Raw genomic sequence first — 24,442 nt, forward strand, 5'->3', positions numbered from 1 at the left:
GTTACTAATTAAAATATCAATGACTATGTTTACTAATGAATATTTATCTGATGCTCTTTGGCAATATATGAAAAAATTTATACCTTTTTCGTACTTGGAAAGAAAACGCAAACACAGTTTGTATAATATCTTTTCAGGACTATTTTACATCACTCGTTCTGGCAGTAGTTGGCGTTTACTTCCCAGTAGTTATGGTATTCCTTGGAGTAGTTTGTATGACTACTTTAGCAAATGGCAGAAGATGGGTTGGTACAAAAAACTTTTGGACAAGTTGGTCACAAGAGAACGGTTGGCTCAAGGTAGAAATGCTAAACCCTCTTTGGGTTCTATAGACTCTCAAAGTGTACAAAGTGTATATGGAGGGGAAGCTATAGGTGTAGATGGTTACAAGCTCAAAAAAGGACGTAAACGGCATATACTGGTAGATACGCAAGGAAATTTACTAGAATTAGAGATTAGTCCAGCCAATGAAGCTGACGTGAATCAACTTGCTTATCTAGCTTATTTAGCTCAATTTAGAGGAAGAAAATTCTTTAAAATTCTTGCTGATGCAGGCTATAGAAGTGCTAGTTTGGCTGCTGAAATATTTAGTCAAACAGGAGTACAAATTGAGATTGTCAATAGTCCAAGAAGAGAAAAAAAAGAGGATAAAGCATTTGTACCTCAACCCAAAAGGTGGGTAGTAGAAAGAACTTTTGCTTGGCTTAATCAAAACAGAAGACTAAAAGTAGATTATGAGAAAACTGTAGATTCTGCTAAAGCATTTGTGTATTTAGCTATGATTTTAAACCTCATAAATAAAGGGGCTAGAAGAAAGAAAAAATAAAAACTCGAACAGGCTCTTATATGACTTTTCATTATATGCAAAGAAATCATACTGTTTATATGGGAGAAGATGATAATTTTGATTATTGGAGTACAAACATAAAAAAGATGTATGAACAGGCTGATGTAGTTACTTTATTGGAAATGGAGAAAGTCAAAGGCAATCATTTTACTAGTTTGAAACCTTCTATGGAATTATTTATAGAAAAAATTGAAGCAGGAGAAGAAAATAAGAATAGCAATGAAGCAACAGAAGAAAAGGTAGTAATTGATGATAATTTTCTAGAAGGAATACAATTATATCAAAAAGCGAAGACTTTTTATGATGATGAGAATTTTCAAGAAGCAATTCCATATTTAGAAGAAGCTGCTAAAAAAGGACACGAAGGAGCGCAATTTGATTTAGGCTATCTTTATAAAGAAGGCAAAGGAACAAAACAAGACAATGAGAAATCTCTATTTTGGTTTAAAGAAGCAGCAAAGCAGGAAAGTGCTATGGCTCAAATGGCTGTAGCTAGTATTTATTTAGTAGATAAAAACTACAATGAAGGATTCAAGTGGACTAAATTAGCTGCTCAACAAGGCGTAGTAGAAGCGCAGTATTATGTAGGAATGATGTATTTAGAAGGAAAAGGAACAACAAAAAATTATACAGAAGCTATAAAGTGGCATAAAGAAGCTATTAAAAGTAATCACGCAGAAGCTATGTTTAGTTTAGGGGCTTTGTATGCCCAAGGTATAGGGGTGAAAAAAAATAAAGATGAAGCATTTAGGTTAATGAATAAAGCATATAAAATAAATCCTAATGTTCCAGAACATGCTTACTATTTGGGTGTCATGTATATGTATGGTGATGGTGTAGAAAGAAATCCAGATACAGCTATTTCACTTATGCAAAAGGCTGCAAGAAAGGGATTCAAACCTGCTCAAGAACATTTAAAAGATATAGATAAAACGTGGTAGTTATAAAACCTTCTTCATTTTCCTTAATAATCCCATAAGAGTAGGATTTAAAAATTTACTTCGCTGATAAACTTGTTTTATTTCTGGGTTTTTAGCGACAAAATTAGGTTCATTTTTGACTAGATAAGAAGTTATTTTCTTTACTTGTTTCCAACTTTGAGCCTGTTGTTGTTTGTCTTTTGTTTCGATGGCTTCGTAATAAAAAATAAGTTGATTCATAAGATTATAACAAAAAGCCAAATGAAGTTGAGTTTCTGTAAAAGAATTAGTTATCTCAAAAATATCATCAGAACTTTGATTTTCTGTATAAAAACCTAATTCTTTAAATTTTGAAAGTATATTTTTTGCAATTTCTTGATTTTTAGTATTCTGACTGTTTGTAAAAGAGCGTAAAATTTTACTAAAAACTTTTGCATAATCTCTAGCAAAACCACTTTGCTGTGTCAAACTCTTACTTTCTGTATGATAGAGATATTTTGAAAAAATACTATCTATATAAACACTTTTTTCATTTAGAAAGACAGGTACAAAAAATTCATAATCCATTCCAAAATGAAATTCTTTTTTTAGGTTTCCATACTTTTCAATTAATTCTTTTCTAAAAAATGAAGAAGGTTGAGGAAAAGGAAGACCAGCCAAAGAACGTTCTAAAAAATCAGTTGAAGAAGCTCCAAATTCTTTATCAAGCATATTTTCGCCGAAAAGAATTGTCTTTCCATGCACCACAAAAATCTCTTTATTTATATCTTTCTCAAATTCGGCTGCAATAGTATGTAGTGCATTGGGCATAAGTTGGTCGTCCGAATTAATCCACGTAATTATGTCGCCCGTTGCTTTTTCAAAGCCTTTATTAATGGCGTGGCTTTGCCCTTCGTCTTTTTCACTTATCCAAAAAGAAAAATGAGCGTCATATTTTTTGATAATCTCCAAAGAACCATCATTACTTCCTCCATCAATCAAAATATATTCTAAATTATCATATCCTTGCGAAATAATAGATTGAATAGTTTTTTCAAGATAAGCAGCTTGATTGTAAGAGGGAGTAATGATAGAAATGCGCATTTAATAAAGATAGAATTTAGAAATCAGAATGTAGAATTAAAGGCGAATACAAATAATTTTAACACTAAGTTGGCAAGAAACACTAAGAAAAGAAATTTGAAACAATTAAAACAGAAAGAAACTTCCTCTAACTGATAACTGGTTACTTTGTATTAGCTTGTTGATAAATTGCTTCTGCACGTTCGAAATCTTGAGCAGATGATTCAGAAAATCCATCTTGAATAAGCGTTTCTATAATTTTGTTTCGCTCTCCTGTATAAGGTAAATCTTGTTTTTTTGCCAAAATAAAAGGAGCTTGTTCTGTTGAAAGTCCTTCTGAAAGCAATGATTCAGAAAAATCAAAGTTTGCTTCTGCTTTTATATTAATTATAATTGTAGCTACTTTTTCAGGCAAACATTTAAAGAAAATAGCACTTTTGTCTTTACGAGTTTGAAGATAGCGAATAGAACCGTTCATAATTTTTAATTTTTAGTATAATTAGGAAATTAAAATGAATTCAAAAGTACGTAAAATATTTAGTATGAAATAAGTTTATCAAGCTAAACCACAAAAACTTCAATCATCTCATGGGTGAAACACTGACAAGAGAAATAAAATGTTTTTAAACCCTCAACTCAAAAAGCATTTTTTTGATAACTGATAACTGATAACTTATTATCTTCCTCCTCTTCCTCCAGTAGTTCCACGTCTGTTTTGGTGTTTGAGTGTAGCATAATAACGAGCCGAAACAGATAAATCTCTAAAATCTCCCACTGCATAGGTTACACTATCCCAAGCACCACCACGCACAATAAAACCGTCTATTACATTGAAAGAAAGAAAATCAACATTTCCATTTTCATCTAAAAAACCATTTCCTACGTGGTTTCTTTCAAAAGATAATGAACTTTGATTATTTATTTTTACGCAGTATTCCCAAACGTTTCCACTCAATTCCATTACTCCCCAAAAACTTGCACCTGCTTGTAAACGTAACTCAAAATTAGAAGTAGAAAAATCAGAACCTTTTGCACCAAAACCATTTCTCAAAACTCCATTTAGTTGATTGATTTCTATTCCAGAATTGTAAGTTGCTAGTCCTGCCGAATCTGTAACGTTTGCTAGTTCCGAAACGGTTTCGCTTTCTGTTCCGTCATTTTGAATTGTATTTGCATCTAAAATATAAGGTGTTCCCCAAGAAAACTCTCCTTTTATCGGATTTGTTACTCCTCGTGCAGCTTTCTCAAATTCTAATTCTGTAATTGGTCGTAAGGCTGCCCAATCTAAAAAAGCAGCTACATCTTCTGCATTGAGCCAGTTACAAGCTCTATATTTTCCCTCTCTGACTTCATAAATTGCAGGAATATTTAAGTTTTCGTTGCCTTTTTCTTTTATAAAAATAGAATTACGAAGAGCATTTGAAGAAGTTATTAAAGCAGAAGTAGCAATATCACTTTCTGGAGAGTTTGCTGTTCTGTTTAATTGCTGTTTGAAAGTCAAAGTATTGAGAAAGTCGGTATATTGATTTTGATTAATTTCATATTTCATAATCCAAAAACCATCATAACCCTTTGGAAAAGTAGTGGGAATTGTGGAGTTAGCAAATTCTTCTTTTCCATTATTTCCATATAAATTGCCCTGATCTGTTCCTACCAAAATTTCATTTTCAGAGTGTATCAAAAATGGTTTTATATCTGTGCTATCATTTGTCTGTGTGGCTTTTCGAAGGGCATTTTGAGAACTCACACCATCTCCTACAAAAAAACTTCCCTCATCTACCCAAACCATTTCAACGGCATAAAGTGCAATATCATAAACCCCAAATTGATTTTTTATTTCATCAGGTAATTTTATGGAAATAGAAGTTTGAGAAATTCCATTTTTTTCTTCTTGTATAATCGAACTCAGAAAAAAGCCTCCTTTATCCTCTACTGTTTCTAATTCTGTATCTGGAACTTGAGTTGTATTCTGATTGATAAAAATATCATTTTCTGATAGATATATATGCTTCCAAGTATAATCATTTGTACGTATCTTTAAAAAACACCAAACTCCATCTTTAAAAATGAAATCCTTTTTTTGCGTAGAAGAAGAATTTTCTGAAGCTGTGGTAAGTTCTTTGTTAAAAAACCAACTGTTTTCCCATTTTATCGTACACTCTAAAAAGTTATTTTCTGTTATGTATAAATTTTCTACTTTTACATTATTAGCAAAGCTATTTGTAGGAATATGTATTAAAAAAATACTACCAATTATTAGTAAAAAAAATGTTGTAAATCGCCTTTTTTGAATCTCTTGTTTCATTTTAGTTTTATCTGAATTTTTGAAAAGTACCTCTTAGTTATCTAAAAAGAATTATGAAAAAAATATGTACGTCTAATTTATTATTTAGCCTTCTTGTTTTAAGTTTTCTGCTTTCTCTACAAACAACTTCTGTTTTTGCTCAAGGTTGTAGTGATGCAGGTTTTTGTACGATGGGAGCTATGCGCCCTGACCAGCCTTTTAGCAAAAAAATCAATATTCGTCTTCGTTCTGTTAGTTTGACACAATATATCGGACTTACTAAATTTGATGACAAAATTCTTTCTTATGTTGCAGAGGCAAATGTAGGAATTTCTGACAGATGGCAAGCACAAATTAAACTTCCTTATACTTTTGTACAAGGTCCTTTGGCAAACACACAAGGAGTTGGAGATATTTCTTTGAGTTTGACAAGAACACTTATTCAGAAAAAAGAATGGCAATTAAACGCTACTTTGGGTGCAAAAATACCTACAAACGATGCAAATTTCAAAAATGATACAGGTTTATCTTTACCTATGTATTATCAGACTAGCTTAGGTACTTATGATGTAATTGCAGGAATTGCATTTATAAATAAAAATTTTTTATTTGCAGCAGGTATTCAACATCCTTTTAATCAAATAGATAATGGCTTTAAATGGGGCATTTGGCAAGAACATCCACTGTCTGAAAAAGCCAATCATTATCCTGTTGCACAGTTTTTAGATAGAGGAACAGATGCTATGCTTAGAGCAGAATATAATCTTCGTTTCTCAAAGTGGAGTATGAATGTTGGTATTCTGCCAATTTATCGTTTTACACCTGACATAATTACATCACCAGCAACAGGAGAGAGAGTAGAAGTAGAGGATAGCAAAGGAGTTGCTGTGAGTGGACTTATTGGAGGAACATATAATTTTTCAGTTCGCTCAAGTCTGAAACTTCTTTTAGGAAAACAATTGCAAAAACGTTATACAAATCCTGATGGACTTTCAAGAGAGTGGGTAAATACAATTACATATCAATATAGATTCTAAAACTAAATTTAAAAATAGGCACGAAATTTTCATTCTTTATAAAGTGCTACAATAATTAAATTGTAGTTTAACATCTCATTAACACTTAAATTTGAAGAAAATATCTGTTTTGATTTACTAATTTTGTAAATTTGCCATTATCAGAATTTTCATCAGAATTATATTAACATAATTTTCATCATTAAAAAAACCGTATTAGCAATGAAAATCACAAAATACTCTTTTGCATCTTTAGCTTTTAGCTTTTGTTTATTCTTATTTTTATCAGCAGGCGCAATGGCGCAAGGCGTTTTTCAATTTGATGTAGAATCTTTTGATTTCTCAACAGTAGAAGAAGGAGACAAAGCTGAAAAAACATTTACTTTCAAAAATACAGGAAATCAACCAATTATTTTGAGCAATGTACGTGCTTCTTGTGGTTGTACTACTCCTAACTGGACTCGTGAGCCTGTTATGCCAGGTCAGACTGGTAAAATTGATGTAAGCTACAATAGTGCAGGTCGCCCAGGTGCTTTCAATAAAACAATTACAATTACTTCGAATGCAACTGAAGCTACAAAAGTTTTGACTATTCGTGGAAATGTAGTAAGTGATCCAGCAAATGACCCAAAAATGACAGTAGAACGTACTACAGTAGCTTTGGGTAAAATCAAAAAAGGAGAAGCTGTTACTTATAAAATTTCTTTCAAAAACGATGGAAAAAAACAACTTCAAGTTCATAACCTAACTAGCAAATGTAACTGTGTGAAATTAGCAGGAAGAGCTACTGCAAATGCAGGTGAAACACAAGAATTAGAAATCGTGATTACTCCAACACAAACGGGAGCTTTTGAAGACGATATCGTAATCTATACAAACAGCCGTGCGCAAGGAACAACTACTATCAAACTTACAGGAACAGTAGTAGAAGGCTCTAGCAGCGTTCTTCGCAATGAAAATTCTGGATTCTAATAATTGAATTCATTTTTATAAAACTCTAAAAAACCTTATTTGATTGATTTCAAATAAGGTTTTTTTGTGGAAATGATTTAAAAGACAAATAAATTCTCAATTTTATAGTAATTTTGGATAAAATAAATCTATAAAATAGAAGTAAAAATAGTCACATGAAAATTAGTATTATCACAGCACGCTCAAAAAATGGTGTCATCGGTTCAAATAGTTCACTTCCTTGGAAAATGCCTTCTGATATGCGTTTTTTTAAACAAAGTACGATTTTTCATCATGTCTTGGTAGGAAGAAAAACGTATGAAAGTTTTACTGTTCAACTTGTAGATCGTCCTTCTCTTATTTTGACGAGAAAGTCTGATTATGCGCCAAAATACGAAGAAGACCAAACTATAAATACGCTGGAAGAAGGAATCAAGAAAGCTAAAGAGAAAAATGAAACTGAGCTTTTTATTATCGGAGGAGGAGAAATCTATAAACAAGCATTAGATAAAAATCTTGTTACCCACATGTACATAACTGAAATTGATGCAGTTATAGAAGGAGATACTTTTTTTCCAGAGTTTGATGAATCAGAATGGAATATCATCAGAAAAGATGATTTTACAGCAGGAGAAAAAAATGATTATGATTATAGTTTCGTTTTGTATGAGAAGAAATAAGATTATAAAAAACTAGCTCAAGTGTCGACGCTTGAGCTAGTTTTTTATATCTTTATTCCAATGAAGCGATATAAATTAGTCCTTTATCTACATAAAGTGGGTCATACGTGGTAGCTTGCCAAAAAATAGGATGTTCTTTTCCTGTGTTATGAATATGAAAGGCATTTTTGTAATCTCCTTTTTCAAGATATTTTCCATAATTGGCGATACACCATTGAATAGCAATTTGAAGTCCTTTTTCTCCATTCAAATCATCAATAGTCAAACCTTCTTTTACCACATGGTATCCCATAATTTGTAAAGCTCCCCAAGAAGTAGCCAACATAGTTAGTTCTTGAGTAGAATAACGTTCTAAATCTTGTTGAGTCAAATTTCCGTACTTTTTTCTTCTTCCTTCCTTTACAGCTTTCAATTTTTCAAAAACATTGGGTTCATAACGACTTTGAGGAGGATTTTGGGCTGAGCATTCTAGTAAAACCAATGCCTTAAAATATTCAGAAGGAGCTTCCAATTCTTCACAAATACGTTCTATTTCTGCTCCATAATTCCGTTCTACTTTCATAACTGCATTCATTTTAGCACGTTCTGAAAAAATAGGCTTGAGTGCGCTATACGAACAAGAACGAAAATTCCATACAAGATGGACAAGAATAACAGCAATAAATATTTTGAGAAATAAACGCATAGGAAGAATTACGAATTAAAAATTATGGGTGGTGACTGCCATTGTTGCTGTTTTAGCATAGCGACACCACCAATAAAATAATTTTTTTTGATAAATGCTTGATAAAAATACTATTTTTCTTAGCAGGAAGCAACAGAAACTATCAATAATTACTTATTTTCTTCTAAAGAAATTAGATTAACAAGCAAACGATAAGCACCTGTTACGCCTTCTGGAAGTTGTCTGAACCAAGAAATTCCTGTATAAGCAAAATTTCCTTTTCCGTATTTAGCAATCAAAATACTTCCTTTTTGAGCTTCTTCGCCTGTATCAAAGCTACTGATAGGAGCTTCAAAATGTTCGTCCCACGTATCAGCAAAATACAGTCCTCGTTCTTGTGTCCAGCCTTCAAAGTCTAAAGGAGTAATCTTGTTTGGAGTATTCAAAATGGGATGGTTAGGAAGTTCGAAAACTACTGGAGCATCTTCTTGAGTTACTCGCTCTCTAGAAATATGAAACGGATAAACTCCAATTTCGTTGCTTACCAATCTGTGAGATGTATTGTATTGAACAATCAAATTTCCTCCGTCTTCTACATATTTGTGAAGTTTTGGAAGATAAATAGCTAATTCTTCTTGAATATTAAAAGCACGAATTCCTGTCAAGACAGCATCATAGACGGATAAATCGGTTGTTCCCAAATTTTTGGCTTCAATAATATCTACTTGATAACCAATTTGTTCTAATGCCTTTGGTACATAATCACCAGCACCTAAAATATAACCTATTCGTTCTCCTTTTTTCTCTAATTCGGCACGCATCAAACGAACTTTTGCATTCGGAAACATCGCTTGATAGGGAATATGGTCATAATCAATTTTTTCCATTGATTTAGCAAATTCGGTTTTACTTATTTTTCCTTCTTCCTCATTATAATTTAATTCTACTAAAAACGCATTATTTTGATTTGTTGTAGGAGGAGTAATTTCAATTTCTATGATTTTAGTTTCTCCTTTTTTGGTAAAAGAAAAATCTGCATTTGAAGGGGAAGGCGTAAAATAAATTTGCTTTGCTTCTACTGCTTGTGGACTTTGTTTTTCTGAAACGATATTTATTTTTCCAAAAACAGAGTTATCAGTATTTGAAAGTAATTCTAGCTTCACTTTTTTAGGTTTATTGTCTGCAAAAATTATCACATCATCTAAAAAACGAGCTGTAACTTTTGGTACAACTAACAAAGGTGCATATTTTTCTCCTTTTACTGGGTCAGTATATTTATGTTGAATAGGCAAATCAAAACTCAATTCTTGATTTTCTACTTTTAAAGTAACACTTAATTTAAGATTTGCAGGGTTGCTTGGTAAACCTCTTAACTCTTGATTATCAACTGAATACATTCCTGTTGTTTGATTTTCATTGAGCCAATATGGATTCGAATTTTTTATATTTTCTACTTGAATTGTTTTAGAAAAAGTATTGAGTTCATTCGTTTTGATAGACGTATTATAGGCATTAAAATGAAATGGCTGTAAATCAGTTTTTCCTTGTAGATTTTCAGTAAGTAACATTACTGTCGTAACTTCGATAGGGACATCAAAACGTTTAATAAAATTCAATTCCATTTTCAAAGAATCTCCATTTGCTACTTGCGAATTATCTGTAATAGCTTCTGCAAAAAGTCCCCCTGTTGTGAAAATAAGCTCTGTAAGAATTTTCTTTGCATTTTCTGTAATCGGATTTTTTTCTAATTTATTTACTTCTTTATAGGCTTCGATAACCAAATTGAATGAATTTTGTGGTTTTGCTGGATTGTATTCTTTTTTTAACTTTTGAATTAAAGTCACAAATTTCTCACTTCCTTTGATTCTACTCCAATCTGTTGTAACTCCTTTAAAAGCATTTTTTTCTGGTAAATCACCCTTCAAAATCTGTAAATATTCAGTTTGCTGACCTCTAAAACCAGCACTTCCAAAACCTTGACTTTTGTGTTGTGAACGACTCTGCGCTGCAATTTCATTGTATGATTTTCCTAAAACAGCATCATAGCCACCAATTTCGATAGTCATTGTGCTATCTTTACTCATTTCCATTCCATTTCTACTAAAAAACCAAGAAGAAGTATTCCAAAAAATGCGTTTTGCTTGCCAAACCTCTACATATTTCAACTGTTCTGGAAATTGTTTTGGGTCTGCTGCTGCATCATAAGCCTCCATTGCAATCTGTGCCGAAGCTGTATGATGTCCGTGTGTTCCTCCTAAAGTAGGCGAAAAACGAGTAATGAGAATATCAGGTCTAAACTTTCGAATTGCCCAAACAGCATCTGCTAACACTTGTTTTTTGTCCCAAATATTGAACGTTTCTTCAGGTGTTTTGGAATAACCAAAATCATTTGCACGAGAAAAAAATTGTGTTCCTCCATCTGTATTTCGGGCTGCTAAAAGCTCGTTTGTACGAATAATTCCAAGTCCTTCTCTTACTTGTTCGCCAATCAAATTTTGTCCACCATCACCACGAGTGAGGGAAAGATAAGCTGTTCGATAGCCTTTTTCCTGTGCAAAATGAGTTATAAGTCGTGTATTTTCATCATCTGGATGGGCTGCAATATAGAGAATGCTACCAGTTGTTTGAAGGTGTTCTATTTTTTGAAGTGCTTCGCCTGCTGAAAGAGGATTTATTTGAGCAAAAATAGAATTGGAAAAGTGGAATATAAAAAACAGAGCTATAAAAGCTGTATAAAAAGTAATTTTTGACATACGTTTAAAAAAAGTTGAATTTTATTTTTAGACAATTATACAAATAAAGCGAGTTTTGAAGAAAGACGATTGAGTAAGAGCTTTATTTTAAGATTGTTTAAAGAATTATTTTTTAGATTAAAATTACTTTTTTTGAAAAAATCATAAAAAACATGTCGCATTTGTTAATCTTTCTCCGTATTATGAAAAATTATATTTTTCTTTGAATTTATTAGACCTAAAAAATGAGAATCTTTACAAAAGTGCTTTTGCTTTTTTTTATCGGAATTTTATTCAGTTTATATAGCTGTTCTATAAGTTATGGTACTTGTGAGCCAACTACAAATAGTCCAGTAGCTATTGTTGATGTTTTAGAGGTAAAACATATAGCAAGAAATAGCGAAGCTCCATTTGATAAAGAACTTATGGATAGTATTAGAATTGAAACTACAAAGTACAAAGGTTTTACTATAAAATTTCAAACTCGTAAAATAGCTTATTATCAAAACAGAAATAAATCATTTTCACTTTTCTCATATGGATACGCTTTAGATTGTAGTGAGTCTACTTTATATTTAAGAGAGGTTTATCCAAAATCAATTAAAATATATACTGTATATGATCTACATAGAGATACTGAAGCAGGTAGTTTAGTTAATTCATATTTTGACTTACCTTTTCGTACTCAAGATGAGGATAAAACAGAGTTTGTGCAATCAGAAGTTACTAGAGAAAGGTTTATCGATAATAATTTTCCTTTGGAGTTAGAGTTTAACATAAAATTTACTTTACAAAAGTGGTACAGAGGAGTCAAGTTTCGCATAGAGCTAGAATTGAGTAATGGAGAAATAATTAATGCAGAAACACCTACTGTGATAATTTGACAGAATTGATTTTTTGGAAAGATGAAAAATTTAATTGGTTACAGCAAGAATAAGATAATTATAAACGCTTTATTTCGTTCTTATTTCTTATTAGCTTATAAAAATTATAAAAAACGATTCATGTCTATCAAAAAACTAGCTTTATTCATTTTTCTGTTTTCTGTTTTTGCTTGTTCTTCTCCTTATAGAGCTTGGCAAAAGCAAGTGAATCAAAAAGTCAAAAGTCATCTTGCTGAAAAGCCAAGTCTTCCCACTCCTCCCAACACAGTTTGGATAATTGATAATTTGTTTATGGACAAAACGGAAGTTGTAAATCTGTCTTATTTGGAATACTTGCATTATATGGGAGAGGATTCTTCCTATCAATATTATCAAAACCAGATTCCTACTAATGGCGTTTGGATGGATAAAGAAGTTCCTTTTTTAGACTCTGTCAAACTTTCGCTTTCACTGGGTTATCTTGAATATGAAGGGTATCGTTTTTTGCCTGTTGTGGGAGTTTCGCATCAGCAAGCTAAAAATTATTGTAAGTGGAGAAGTGAAATAGCAACACAGAATTTTGTGAGTACAAGAGAAAAAAAATATCGTTTTGAATACCGTTTGCCTACTGAAAAAGAATGGGAAAAATCTGCTTTATCTTTTATTGATACATTGAATCAAGAAAATTTGAAATATGGATTTGATACTTCCATTATTTCTCCTTCTATCTTCAATTTGAGTCAAGTTCTCAATAAAAAAAGAGGAGATTCTACTCAAATTCCTCCAACTGCTTATGCTTATGCAGAACCTACGACACTTCTAGGGCTTCATCACACGATTGGAAATGTAGCTGAAATGATAGAAGAAGAAGGTATTGCAAAAGGTGGTTCTTGGATTCATGTGCCTCTTCAAAGTACAATTAATGAGCGCATTCGTTATCGTTATCCTACTTCTTGGTTAGGTTTTAGATGTATTTGTGAAGTAAAAGAAATTGAGAATTAAATAATTAAGTGTCTAGTCCTGAAATAGTGTTACAGTTTTTTAGATAGATTAAATATATATCAGGCAGTCTTAAGATTGTCTGATTTTTCTTTTTTATAGGTTCTTATTTCAATATTTTCCTTTTGATGTGTTTGCTCTGGTGTTTGCATATATAAAGAAAAATGAGGTCTTTCTTGATTATATATTTGTACACTTTGTTGTACTAATTGTTTCATCCAAGTCAAATACGATTGTTGAGTTTCTAGTAAAAACTCTTGTTTGAGAATACCATTGACACGTTCTGCTACTGCATTTTCGTAAGGGTCATAACATTCTGTCATACTACAACGAATACGATTTTTAGTTAAAATCGTCTGATATTCATCACTACAATATTGGACACCTCTATCTGAATGATGAATCAATTCTCGTAACGGATAATTTCTGTTTTTCAATGCCATTTTTAAAGCATTTGAACAACCAACAGTCTCTAAGCTATTAGAAACATCAAAACCAACTATTTTCTTTGAATACGCATCAGTAACCAATGCCAAATACATCGGATTTTCTCGTGTTCCAATATAGGTAATATCACTTACCCAAACTTGTTCTGCTCCATCTACCTTCAAGTTTGCAATTAAATTTTTATGCTTTTTGAAACGATGAAAGGAGTCTGTAGTAACATGATACCTCCGTTTAGGTAAAATAAGAAGATGATTAGCTTCCAAAATACGAAATAGTTTATCTCGTCCCACTTTTAAAGCCTTTAAAGGAATTTTTAAAATGTGGTAAAGTTTACGAGTACCCACTCGTGGCATTCGATGTCTAACTTCTTTGACTAAATCAACTACTTTTTGAGCTAATTCTTTGTATTTATCTGTCCGAAATAAAGAATAATAATATACCCGTCTAGATATCCCAAGCAATTTACAGGTCTTTTCAATACTGGTTGCATGCTGTTCACTAAATGAACTAACTACTTGGGGTTGGAGTTTTTTCGTATAGAAATTTTATATTCTTTTTCGGCTAAGTCAATCATCATGTCAAACAAAATGGCTTTCTTATCTAAGATAGATAATTCTTCTTGTAGAGTGGCATTTTGTTTTTTAAGAAGACGAATTTCCTGCTCTTGTTCCATTAAACGTTGTTCTGCTGTTTTCATAGGACGAATTACTTTATAAGAATGATCAAAATTACCGTATTTTTTTAACCAGTTCACAACAGTATGACGACATTGAATACCATAATTCCGTTGTGCTTGAGTTATTGTAAAAAGACCTTGTTCTATTTCCTTAACTACTTGAAGTTTGAACTGCATGGTATAGTCTTTCTGTGTACGTTTTACATAGGTACGTTCCATAATAAAATTGGTTGTGTAACACTATGTTAGGACGAGACAAAGTTTATAAAGAACTTGTATCATCTAAATGCGCCTTTTCGAGCTTTTTTTTTGCTTCTTCTTCATCGTCTTTTTCTACTTCTGGTTCTTCTTGGGTATGTTTTTCTTGTGGAATGTAGGCTAGATTTATAAAAATAGGAAAATGATCAGAACCAACATGTTCTAGTTTTTTTATTTCAATAATTTGAAACTCATCAGAATGAAAAACATGGTCAAGAGGCCAACGCAAGATAGCGTAATCAGCATGAAAAGTGCTATACATTCCTCTTCCAATTCGTGGGTCAAGTAAATTTCCTAATCTTCTAAAAAGACGTGAGGTATGCGACCAAGCTACATCATTAAAATCTCCTGCTACAATGGTAGGGTTGTCTTTTTTCTCAATTTCTTTTCCTACCATAACTAGTTCTGCATCACGAGGAATAGATGTCTTTGCTTCTTTTGGTGCTGGAGGACGTGGATGAATTCCATAAAAATCAAAAGTTTCTTCGCTGTTCTTATCTAATTTAAAAGTCGCCACAATAGAAGGGACATCATCTTGAACATAATAATTAAAATTTAATTTGGTAGGTTCTTTTTTAGAATAAAATAAAAGTCCATAGGTATTATCAATAGGTTTTAAGAGATGATAAGGATATTCTTTTTTCAAATATTCCATTTGGTCTGCCCACCAATGGTCAGTTTCTACCATAAAAACAATATCTGGATTTTCTCTTTCTATAAGAACTTTTAGTTTGTTTGTTTCTCTATTATACATCAATACATTGGAAACCAAAATACTTACTTTGAGTGTTTTTTCTGTTACATTTTCTGCATTTTTTACGTTTTTTGAAGCTATTGGAGAATAAGGAAATATTACCCAGCAATGAAAACAAAGAGCAATAAAAAGACTTGCCCACAAAACGTAACGAACAATTGGATATTCATTAAAAAAATATACTAAGCAAGCTGAAAAGAGGATGAGAACAAGCATTTGAATACGAGGAAAGTCAAAACCACGTACCCACCAAGCCTCATATTTAATAAAACTACAAACCGTTCCAACTATACAGAAAAGTGCAGGAGTAATCAGAAACCATTTTAATAATGAGAGTAAGAAATCAGTCATATAATGAAGAAAAAAGAAGGTTAAAAAATAAAGAAATTTAAAGTTTATGTTTAGGCAAAATTTCTATACTTATTCAACTAAAAAAACGGTTCATAGTTTATAAAAATTTGTACTTTTGAAGTATGCCAAAATTCTTAACAGGGAATGCCCTCAATCATAAGGTAGGAGAAATTATCGAAAAAGCTGAAAAGAGATTAATTCTAATTTCGCCTTATATTCGTTTGCATTCTTATTACAAAAAACTTTTGCAAGTAAAACTAATCAATCCAAATCTTGAAATAATTGTTCTTTTTGCCAAAAGTGGAGCAAATCCTATAAAAAATATTGCTGTAAAAGATGTAGAGTTTTTTAAGCAGTTTACTAACATTGAACTTCGGATTGAATCCAAATTACACGCAAAATATTACGCCAATGAAAAAGAATCTATTCTTACTTCAATGGATTTGTATGATTATTCACAAGAAAATCATATTGAAGCTGGTGTTTTGAGCAGTTCGAATGTTTTTAATAATATTTTAGGAGATTCTTTTGACATTCAAGCCTACGACCATTTTCTTACTGTAGTAGCCAAAAGTGAAATTATTTATAAAGCTGTTCCAGAGTATTCGTATAATTTACTTGGTCAAAAAAAATTTAAGGGTGTCAACATCGAAGTAGATTTGATTCCTTTTGAATGATAAATTTTTAAAATAAGCTACTATTTTTTCTGCTCTCATTCTATAAGATAATTCAGGAATGCTACGAGGTTTTAGAATACCTTTTTGGTCAATTTGTTTTTATCACTACAAATTCCTGTTTGATATTCTTTATAGATTTAATCTGACCATTACTTCTAGTCCAGAATCGGTAGATGTTTTTTTTATAAGTTCTTTTACAAGTTTATAATCAGAAAATAGGGATTTGAGCATAAAACTCAAGGTCTTTCAATTTACGAATCCCTTTTTCAATTGTCTTTTAGCCTACTTTTAACAGTTTTCTTTTATTATCATTCCTTAGAAAATAAAAATACTCTTTAGAGTTTTGTTTCTCAAAGTTATAGAGAGTTTAAAGAGGACAGGACAAGAATAAAATAGCTAGTTAATTTTTTTAAAAAAATTATGCACGCATACCTTTTTTTATTATCTTTGGTTTTTGGTAAGCTATGCAAAAGATTATTTTTTTGATAATAAATTTTTAGTCAATAAATAATTGTATAACTTGCTTAAACAGAGAAATTGATTTTATATTAACTCCAAAACTATATATTTTATGACTCAAGTTGCTCAAGCTCCTGCTCAACAAAGCAAAAGCGCAAAAAAAACAGCAGAACGCCACATTCGCAAAGTGGCAATTTTAGGTTCTGGTGTAATGGGTTCTCGTATTGCTGCCCATTTTGCTAATATCGGTTGTGAAGTTGTCTTATTAGACATCGTTCCTTTAGAAGCTCCAAAAGACGAAAAACAAGAAAAGAGTCTTCTTTGGAGAAATAGTTTGGTAAATAAATTTTTAGTAGAAGCTACTAAATCAAAACCAGCTCCTTTTTATAGCAATAGTTTTGCAAGCCGTATCAAAACAGGAAACCTTACTGATAACCTTGATTGGATTGCTGATTGTGACTTGATTTTAGAAGCTGTTATTGAAAGACTTGATATTAAGCAACAACTTTTTGAAAGAGTAGAAAAATACCGTAGAGAAGATGCAATTATTGCATCAAATACATCAGGTATTCCAATGCACATGCTTATTGAAGGAAGAAGCCAAGGTTTTAAAGAAAATTTCTGTGGAATGCACTTTTTCAATCCTCCACGTTATATGCGTCTTTTGGAAATCATTCCTTGTAAAGACACAAAACAAGAAATTGTAGATTTTCTTTTACAATATGGCGACCTTTATTTAGGTAAAGAAACAGTTCTTTGTAAAGATACTCCTGCATTTATTGCTAACCGTGTGGGTGTTTTTGCAATTATGTCAGGACTTCACGCAGTAGAAAAATATGGTCTTACTGTTGGTGAAGTAGATAGACTTACAGGTCCAATCATCGGACGTGCAAAATCAGCAACTTTCCGTACTCTTGATGTAGTTGGATTAGATACAACTATCAAAGTAGCAAATGGTGTAGCTCAAAACGTACCAAATGATGAGCGTAAAGAAATGTTTGAATTGCCAAACATTGTAAAAGAATTGGATAAACGCAAATGGTACGGAGACAAAACCAAACAAGGATATTTCAAGAAAACTAAAGACGAAAAAGGAAAAACTGTGATTCTTGAATTAGACTTAAATGATTACGAATATAAAGAAACTGAAAAACCAAACATCAAAGTCTATGGAAAAGCAAAAGACGAAGATGATTTGAGCAAACGTTTTGCTATCTTCTTAAATGATGATTCTAAATATGGCGAATTTTTCCGTACTACATTCTATGATGTATTCGCTTATGTTTCTAACCGTATTCCTGAAATTGCAGACCATACTTACCAAATCGATAATGCTGTTTCTGCTGGTTTTGGTTGGGAAATGGGTCCTTTTGCTACTTGGGATGCCCTTGGTGTAAAAGAAACTATTGCTAAAATGGAAGAAGCTGGCTACAAAGTAGCTGACTGGGTTAAAAATGTAGATTCATTCTTCAAAACTGAAAACGGTAAAAAAATGTATTTTGATATCGAATCAAAATCATATAAAGTAATTCCAGGAACGGAAGAATTTATTGTTTTAGATGCTATTCGTGGAACAAACAAAGTTTGGGGTAATGATGGAACAACAATTTTTGATTTAGGAAATGGCGTTTTAGGTTTAGAATTCCATACTAAAATGAATGCTATTGGTAGCGAAATCATTGAAGGAATCAATACAGCTATTTCTTTGGCAGAAAAAGAATATACAAGTTTAGTAATTGGTAATGATGCGCCAAACTTCTCTGCAGGTGCAAACTTAGCAATGCTTTATATGTATTCATTAGAGCAAGAATTTGACGAAGTAGAAATGATGATTCGTCAGTTCCAAAACACAATGATGCGTGTTAAATATTCGGCTATTCCTGTTGTTGCTGCAACTTCTGGATTAGCTTTAGGTGGTGGTTGCGAACTTTGTTTACACGCTGACCACGTTCAGGCACATACAGAAACCTATATGGGACTTGTAGAAGTAGGTGTTGGTCTTATCCCTGCTGGGGGAGGAACGAAAGAAATGATTCGTCGTACTGCAAATACATTCACAACTGGCGACCCTAGAGTAAACCGTTTACAAGATGTATTCTTAAATATTGCGACTGCAAAAGTGGCTACTTCAGCACAAGAAGCATTAGAAATGGGATTCTTACGTGGACATGATGATTATACATTAAATCGTTCTCGTTTATTAGCTGATGCAAAACGCAAAGCAATGGAAATGGTAGCTTCTGGATATACTCAACCTGTTCAACAACAAAATATTGATGTAGAAGGAAAAACTGCTTTAGCAACCTTTACAGCTGGTGCAGTTGGTATGCTTTACGGACATTATGCAACTCCTCACGACATCAAAATTGCTAAAAAATTAGCGTATGTGATTGCTGGTGGTGATCTTTCAGGTGCAGCACAAGTTTCTGAACAGTATCTTTTAGACTTAGAAAGAGAAGCATTTTTATCTCTTTGTGGTGAGCAAAAAACATTGGATAGAATCAATAGCATTTTATTCAAAGGTAAACCACTTAGAAACTAATAATTCAATTACGAATTACGAATTAAAAATTACGAATTATGAAATACTATTTTTTTTATAACTCTAATTTTATATTTCAATCATTGACATTTTTTTTAATAAAATATAAAATAACATAAGTTACCAGTAATTTATTTTAACAGTTGAAAACTGTTAGCTATTTGGTTTTAACTGATTACTGGTAACTATTTACTGATAACTGACATGAATACAGCATATATAGTAACAGGCTTTCGCAGCGCAGTAGGCAAAGCTAAAAAAGGTGGTTTTAAAAACTATCGTTCAGATGATTTGGCAGCTGATGTAATTAAACATCTTGTAAAATCTATTCCTAATCTTGACCCAACACGCATCGATGATGTTATTGTTGGTAATGCAATCCCAGAGGGAGAGCAAGGAATGCAAATGGGAAGACTTATTTCTCTTCTTTCTTTACCGATTAATGTGCCAGGAATGGTACTGAACCGTTATTGTGGTTCAGGTTTGGAAGCAATTGGACTCGCTTCTGCACGTATTCAGGCAGGAACAGCAGATTGTATCATTGCAGGTGGAACAGAATCTATGTCTGCTCTTCCAATGATGGGTTACAAACCAGCTCTAAACTGGAATATCGTAAGCGAACACCCAGAATACATGCTTTCTATGGGACTTACAGCAGAGGAAATTGTTCGTGATTACAAAATTACTCGTGAAGACCAAGATGCTTTTTCTGTAAATTCTCACAAAAAAGCATTGAAAGCAATTGCAGAAGGAAAATTCAAAAGTCAAATTGTTCCTGTTGAAGTAGAAGAAAATTATTACGAAGACGGACAGAAAAAAACTCGTAAATATACAGTTGATACAGATGAAGGACCTCGTGCAGACACTTCTATGGAAGGTTTGGGTGGTCTTCGTCCTGCTTTTGCAAGCGATGGAACGGTTACGGCTGGTAATTCTTCTCAAACTTCAGACGGTGCAGCTTTTGTAATCGTTATGTCTGAGAAAATGGTTGAAGAATTAGGCTTGAAACCTCGTTTGAAAATGTTGGCTTATACTTCTGCTGGTGTCGATCCACGTATTATGGGAATTGGTCCTGTAGCTGCTGTGCCAAAAGCATTAAAACAAGCAGGTTTGAAATTGGAAGATATTGATGTAATCGAACTTAATGAAGCATTTGCAGCACAATCTTTAGCTGTAATTCGTGATTTGAAGCTAGATGAGTCTAAAGTAAATCCAAATGGTGGAGCAATTGCATTAGGACACCCACTCGGTTGTACTGGCGCAAAACTTACTATCCAACTTATGAACGAGATGGAAGCACAAGACAAAAAATACGGAATGGTTACTGCTTGTATTGGTGGTGGTCAAGGTATTGCAGGTATTTTTGAGCGTGTAAACTAAATGTAGTGCAGGCTTTAGCCTTCGTTGTATTTGTAAAATATAGTATTTCAAAAGTTCCCTATTCAATTAATTTTGGATAGGGAATTTTTTTTAACTCTTTGTTACTATTTTTCGTTCTAATTATGAAAAATCAATAAAAATATCCTATGCACATTCATAAAATAGAAAGCAATAAACACAAAGAGTTTTTATCAGAAGAAAGAAAAGACCCAATTACAGGAGATTTGATTAGAGAAAACGATGAGGTTGTTTTTTGTGTAAGTTGTAAATCTGTTTTCTTAGTTGATACATGGCTTTATTTAGAGGGTAAACATTGTGAGCAGTTTGAAACATTAGAAAAATTTCCTTCTTCATCTACTCTAATTTTAAGAGATGAGATTTTGTTTTATAATTTCTTAGAAAATTCTGATTCATTAATAAAATCAAATCCTACTCCAAAAATCCCTCTACAAGTAACTTTACAATGGAAGTATAAATCAAGAAAATTATCTTCTTTTCATTCAGAAAAGTTTAGTTTAGTCATATTAATTTTACAACTGTTTTTTTTCGGTTTGATGGTAGCTTCTGCTTTTAATGGTTATATCATTATTGCACTTATAAGTCTTTTGAGTGTTTTTTTGAGTGTTTCGATGCCTTATTTACGTGACAATTATTATGGAAAAAGATTAAAAACAGCTCATAAATTTTTCAAAAGAGAAACTTTTTTTATTACTCATCAAACAATCGGTTTTAGTGAAAAATATGGTACAGTAGAATATACTTTTCCTTACAAAAATATAGATAAAATTATTTTTAGAGAAGCTCCTCACTTCTTAGCAAAAGATTCTATCTCTATTTTTTATTCAAAAGAAAATCAAAAACAAGTAATATCTGTAGCTCTATCATCTGTTTTTGATAATAGATTAAATTTTCTTAATGCTTTTCAATATTTAGCTTTTCATCTTTCCAAACCAATAGAATTAAAATTATACAAACAAAAACATATAAATCAAGCAAAAGAAATGATAGAGAAACGAAAAGCAAATTTTATACTTATATCCTAAAAGCACGGTATGCACATTCATAAAATAGAAGATAAACACAAAGAGTTTTTATCTCAAAATAGAAAAGACCCAATTACAGGAGATTTGATTAGAGAAAATGATGAGGTTGTTTTTTGTGTAAGTTGTAAATCTGTTTTCTTAGTTGATACATGGCTTTATTTAGAGGGTAAACATTGTGAACAGTCTGAAACGTTAGAAAAATTTCCTTCTTCATCTGTTATGAATTTGAAAGCAGAAGAGCATATTTTGTTTTATCAGGCTCTTCCACATTCTCCTGAAAGTCAGTCCAGAATTCCTAAATATGTAAAGGAAAAGCCTTGGGTTCATAAGCAAAATGAAATATCAAAGATTCAAAATTTCTTTCATCATCCTTTGGTTACTTCTCTTAAAGTAATGGCTTGGACAATCGGAATAATTTTCTTTTTTATGTATCAATCTCCTCTAGTAATTTTTGCGTTTTTATTTACTTTCGTTTTACAAATTTTTGAAATGCTGCATAATTGGTATTTTGGAAAACGTTCAAAATCTGTTTATAAATATTTTAAAAGTAATACATTTTATATTACTAATAAGTCAGTTGGCTTTTCGGAAAGCTATGGAACAAATTATTATACATTACCACTAGAAAATATAAATAGAATTGACTTAAATGAATGGGGGAATATGGAATTTATATCCTGCTCAATTTATTATAAAGTAGAAGAAAAAGAAAGAAAACTACACTTTAGTTTTCCACAAGAAATTTTTCAAAATCTGACTTCACTTGTTGATTCATTAAAATTAGCAACTGGTTCGACTCAGCTTCCTATCCATGTCAAAAGTAAATCTAGAAGTATGACATCACATATTCAAAGACTTATCGTTGAAGGAAACAGGAATTTTCATCTTGAAAAATTGGAAATTGAAAGGGTATAATTTTTATCAAAAATGAAGTTGTTTTTATCTGACCCTATTTTTACTATTATTCTCTATTTCTTTTATCGTTTTTATCGTTGTCGATATTTTACTGAAGATATATCTGAGTATATATTAAAGATTATCACGTTTATTTTTGTATAACAGTCTTCCAGACTGTTGAATTTAATAAAATACTGTTTTTGATGTTCAAACTAGAAGTATAAACTACTTTAATACAAATTGTGATAAGGTTTATTATATTAATAATTTTAATTTTCTAGAATCACATTAATAGAGTGTCAATTTTGTCTCAAAAAAAATAATAAGATTTATATTTTTTATTAAAAAAAGGATTTATATTCTTATGAATAGCTATTCAAGTATTATTTTATGCTCAAAAATTTTACCTTTGTGAATTAAACAGAAATTAAACAAATTAAGATAACTATTTATTACTTTTTCTTATGGCAAAAGGACTTCCTACACGTAAAGAAGATTATTCAGCGTGGTACAACGAACTCGTAAAACAAGCAGATTTAGCAGAACATTCAGCCGTTCGTGGTTGTATGGTTATCAAACCCTATGGTTTTGCTATTTGGGAAAAAATGCAACGTATTTTAGATGATAAATTTAAAGAAACAGGACATAGCAATGCATACTTTCCTCTTTTTGTTCCCAAAAGTTTGTTTGAAGCCGAAGAAAAAAATGCTGAAGGTTTTGCCAAAGAATGTGCTATCGTTACGCATTATCGTCTAAAAAATGACCCTGACAAAGCAGGAAAATTAATGGTAGACCCAGATGCAAAGTTAGAAGAAGAACTCATCGTTCGTCCGACAAGTGAAGCTGTTATTTGGAATACTTATAAAGGATGGATTCAGTCTTATAGAGATTTACCTCTTTTGATTAATCAATGGGCAAATGTTGTACGTTGGGAAATGCGTACTCGCTTGTTTTTGCGTACTGCCGAATTTTTGTGGCAAGAAGGACACACGGCACATGCTACCCGTCAAGAAGCTATCGAAGAAACAGAGCAAATGGTAAATGTATATGCTGACTTTGCAGAGAATTATATGGCAATGCCTGTTGTTAAAGGTTTAAAAACAGAATCAGAACGTTTTGCAGGTGCAGAAGAAACTTATTGTATTGAAGCCTTGATGCAAGATGGAAAGGCACTTCAAGCAGGAACGTCTCACTTTTTGGGACAAAATTTTGCAAAAGCATTTGATGTGAAATTTGCTGCAAAAGACAATAAATTAGATTATGTTTGGGGAACTTCTTGGGGAGTTTCTACTCGTCTTATGGGTGCGCTTATTATGGCTCACTCCGATGATGAAGGTTTGGTTCTACCTCCAAAATTAGCTCCTATTCAGGTTGTTATTGTTCCTATTTATAAAAATGAAGATGATTTAAAGGAAATAAAAAGATCTTTAATTCCTCTTATGCACGACCTAAAAGCTGCAAATATTTCTTTAAAGTTGGATGATAGAGATTCTTTCCGTCCAGGATTTAAGTTTGCAGAATGGGAATTGAAAGGTGTGCCTGTTCGTTTGGCGATTGGAATGCGTGATGTAGAAAATGGTACAATAGAAGTTGCTCGTAGAGATACAAAAGAAAAAATGTCTTGGGAGCTAGAAAATGTAGGCGAAAAAATAGAGCAACTTTTGAAAGATATTCAGCAAAATATTCATGACAAAGCTTTAATGTTCAGAACTTCAAATACAACCTATGTAAATACTTGGGAAGAATTTGAAAAAGCTCTTGATGCTGGTGGTTTTGTTTCTGCACACTGGGACGGAACTGCTGAAACAGAAGAACAAATTAAAGACAAAACAAAGGCAACCATTCGTTGCATTCCTTTAAACAATCCACAAGAAGATGGAACATGTATTTTGACTGGAAAACCTTCAAAAGAACGTGTTTTGTTTGCTAGAGCTTATTAA

21 protein-coding genes are annotated in these 24,442 nt (G+C 32.0%); 13 read left to right on the top strand and 8 right to left on the bottom strand.

All coding sequences use genetic code 11. The annotated features are described in order from the left end of the window. Positions 1 to 25: 25 nt before the first annotated feature. Together V9L05_RS17530 and V9L05_RS17535 are read left to right on the top strand one after the other, a co-directional pair. Complete coding sequence (locus V9L05_RS17530; protein WP_338811837.1) at positions 26 to 826, top strand: IS5 family transposase; 801 nt, start codon at positions 26 to 28, stop codon at positions 824 to 826. Between the two features lie 20 nt (positions 827 to 846). Next, a complete protein-coding gene (locus V9L05_RS17535; RefSeq protein WP_338813141.1) occupies positions 847 to 1,788 on the top strand; it encodes a tetratricopeptide repeat protein in 942 nt (313 codons plus the stop codon). Here the strand turns inward: V9L05_RS17535 and V9L05_RS17540 are convergent, their stop codons facing one another. The 3 genes from V9L05_RS17540 to V9L05_RS17550 form a co-directional block, all read right to left on the bottom strand. Then, on the bottom strand, positions 1,789 to 2,850 hold the full coding sequence (locus V9L05_RS17540) for a glycosyltransferase family 2 protein (RefSeq protein ID WP_338813142.1): 1,062 nt from the start codon (positions 2,848 to 2,850) through the stop codon (positions 1,789 to 1,791). It lies immediately after the preceding gene. 142 nt (positions 2,851 to 2,992) lie between these two features. Further along, complete coding sequence (locus tag V9L05_RS17545; protein WP_338813143.1) at positions 2,993 to 3,307, bottom strand: DUF6495 family protein; 315 nt, start codon at positions 3,305 to 3,307, stop codon at positions 2,993 to 2,995. Between the two features lie 198 nt (positions 3,308 to 3,505). After that, positions 3,506 to 5,134, bottom strand: a complete 1,629-nt coding sequence (locus tag V9L05_RS17550) for an SUMF1/EgtB/PvdO family nonheme iron enzyme (protein WP_338813144.1) — start codon at positions 5,132 to 5,134, stop codon at positions 3,506 to 3,508. A gap of 53 nt (positions 5,135 to 5,187) precedes the next feature. On the opposite strand from V9L05_RS17550, the gene V9L05_RS17555 reads away from it, so the two are divergent. The 3 genes from V9L05_RS17555 to V9L05_RS17565 all read left to right on the top strand — a co-directional run bounded on the left by V9L05_RS17555 (position 5,188) and on the right by V9L05_RS17565 (position 7,760). Further along, positions 5,188 to 6,150, top strand: coding sequence for a hypothetical protein (locus V9L05_RS17555; RefSeq protein ID WP_338791934.1), 963 nt, complete (start codon positions 5,188 to 5,190; stop codon positions 6,148 to 6,150). 201 nt (positions 6,151 to 6,351) lie between these two features. Next, the gene (locus V9L05_RS17560) at positions 6,352 to 7,101 is read left to right on the top strand and encodes a DUF1573 domain-containing protein (RefSeq protein WP_338791933.1); all 750 of its coding nucleotides are present in this window, start codon (positions 6,352 to 6,354) and stop codon (positions 7,099 to 7,101) included. A 155-nt stretch (positions 7,102 to 7,256) separates the two neighbouring features. Then, complete coding sequence (locus V9L05_RS17565) at positions 7,257 to 7,760, top strand: dihydrofolate reductase (RefSeq protein ID WP_338813146.1); 504 nt, start codon at positions 7,257 to 7,259, stop codon at positions 7,758 to 7,760. Positions 7,761 to 7,812: 52 nt separating this feature from the next. Here the strand turns inward: V9L05_RS17565 and V9L05_RS17570 are convergent, their stop codons facing one another. Both V9L05_RS17570 and V9L05_RS17575 read right to left on the bottom strand, forming a co-directional pair. Next, the gene (locus V9L05_RS17570; RefSeq protein ID WP_338813148.1) at positions 7,813 to 8,445 is read right to left on the bottom strand and encodes a hypothetical protein; all 633 of its coding nucleotides are present in this window, start codon (positions 8,443 to 8,445) and stop codon (positions 7,813 to 7,815) included. Between the two features lie 149 nt (positions 8,446 to 8,594). Continuing rightward, on the bottom strand, positions 8,595 to 11,177 hold the full coding sequence (locus tag V9L05_RS17575) for a PIG-L family deacetylase (protein ID WP_338813151.1): 2,583 nt from the start codon (positions 11,175 to 11,177) through the stop codon (positions 8,595 to 8,597). Between the two features lie 224 nt (positions 11,178 to 11,401). Between V9L05_RS17575 and V9L05_RS17580 the strand changes: the two genes are divergently transcribed. Then, on the top strand, positions 11,402 to 12,040 hold the full coding sequence (locus tag V9L05_RS17580; RefSeq protein WP_338791929.1) for a hypothetical protein: 639 nt from the start codon (positions 11,402 to 11,404) through the stop codon (positions 12,038 to 12,040). Positions 12,041 to 12,061: 21 nt separating this feature from the next. Continuing rightward, positions 12,062 to 13,021 (top strand): SUMF1/EgtB/PvdO family nonheme iron enzyme, encoded by a 960-nt coding sequence (locus tag V9L05_RS17585; protein ID WP_338813153.1) that lies wholly within the window; start codon positions 12,062 to 12,064, stop codon positions 13,019 to 13,021. 59 nt (positions 13,022 to 13,080) lie between these two features. Here V9L05_RS17585 and V9L05_RS17590 read toward each other — a convergent pair whose 3' ends face one another. The 3 genes from V9L05_RS17590 to V9L05_RS17600 are packed head-to-tail and all read right to left on the bottom strand — an operon-like array spanning position 13,081 to position 15,504. Continuing rightward, entirely contained in the window at positions 13,081 to 13,926 is an 846-nt protein-coding gene (locus V9L05_RS17590) for an IS3 family transposase (RefSeq protein ID WP_338811879.1), read from the bottom strand. A 50-nt stretch (positions 13,927 to 13,976) separates the two neighbouring features. Further along, positions 13,977 to 14,360, bottom strand: a complete 384-nt coding sequence (locus tag V9L05_RS17595; RefSeq protein ID WP_338813154.1) for a transposase — start codon at positions 14,358 to 14,360, stop codon at positions 13,977 to 13,979. Between the two features lie 43 nt (positions 14,361 to 14,403). Next, positions 14,404 to 15,504 (bottom strand): endonuclease/exonuclease/phosphatase family protein, encoded by a 1,101-nt coding sequence (locus V9L05_RS17600; RefSeq protein ID WP_338813156.1) that lies wholly within the window; start codon positions 15,502 to 15,504, stop codon positions 14,404 to 14,406. A 122-nt stretch (positions 15,505 to 15,626) separates the two neighbouring features. Here V9L05_RS17600 and V9L05_RS17605 point away from each other — a divergent pair, with 122 nt between their 5' ends. The 6 genes from V9L05_RS17605 (at position 15,627) to proS (ending at position 24,442) form a co-directional block, all read left to right on the top strand. Next, positions 15,627 to 16,181: a hypothetical protein gene (locus V9L05_RS17605; protein ID WP_338791926.1), complete on the top strand. Its 555-nt coding sequence runs from the start codon at positions 15,627 to 15,629 to the stop codon at positions 16,179 to 16,181. 571 nt (positions 16,182 to 16,752) lie between these two features. After that, positions 16,753 to 19,182 (top strand): 3-hydroxyacyl-CoA dehydrogenase/enoyl-CoA hydratase family protein, encoded by a 2,430-nt coding sequence (locus tag V9L05_RS17610; RefSeq protein WP_338813157.1) that lies wholly within the window; start codon positions 16,753 to 16,755, stop codon positions 19,180 to 19,182. A gap of 204 nt (positions 19,183 to 19,386) precedes the next feature. Next, positions 19,387 to 20,562 (top strand): acetyl-CoA C-acyltransferase, encoded by a 1,176-nt coding sequence (locus V9L05_RS17615; protein WP_338813158.1) that lies wholly within the window; start codon positions 19,387 to 19,389, stop codon positions 20,560 to 20,562. 146 nt (positions 20,563 to 20,708) lie between these two features. Continuing rightward, positions 20,709 to 21,605, top strand: coding sequence for a hypothetical protein (locus V9L05_RS17620; RefSeq protein WP_338813160.1), 897 nt, complete (start codon positions 20,709 to 20,711; stop codon positions 21,603 to 21,605). A gap of 9 nt (positions 21,606 to 21,614) precedes the next feature. After that, positions 21,615 to 22,520 (top strand): hypothetical protein, encoded by a 906-nt coding sequence (locus V9L05_RS17625; RefSeq protein WP_338791922.1) that lies wholly within the window; start codon positions 21,615 to 21,617, stop codon positions 22,518 to 22,520. A gap of 446 nt (positions 22,521 to 22,966) precedes the next feature. Further along, a complete protein-coding gene (proS, locus tag V9L05_RS17630) occupies positions 22,967 to 24,442 on the top strand; it encodes a proline--tRNA ligase (protein ID WP_338813161.1) in 1,476 nt (491 codons plus the stop codon).

The organism is Bernardetia sp. Wsw4-3y2 (genome assembly GCF_037126295.1).
In the GTDB taxonomy this organism is placed as follows: domain Bacteria; phylum Bacteroidota; class Bacteroidia; order Cytophagales; family Bernardetiaceae; genus Bernardetia.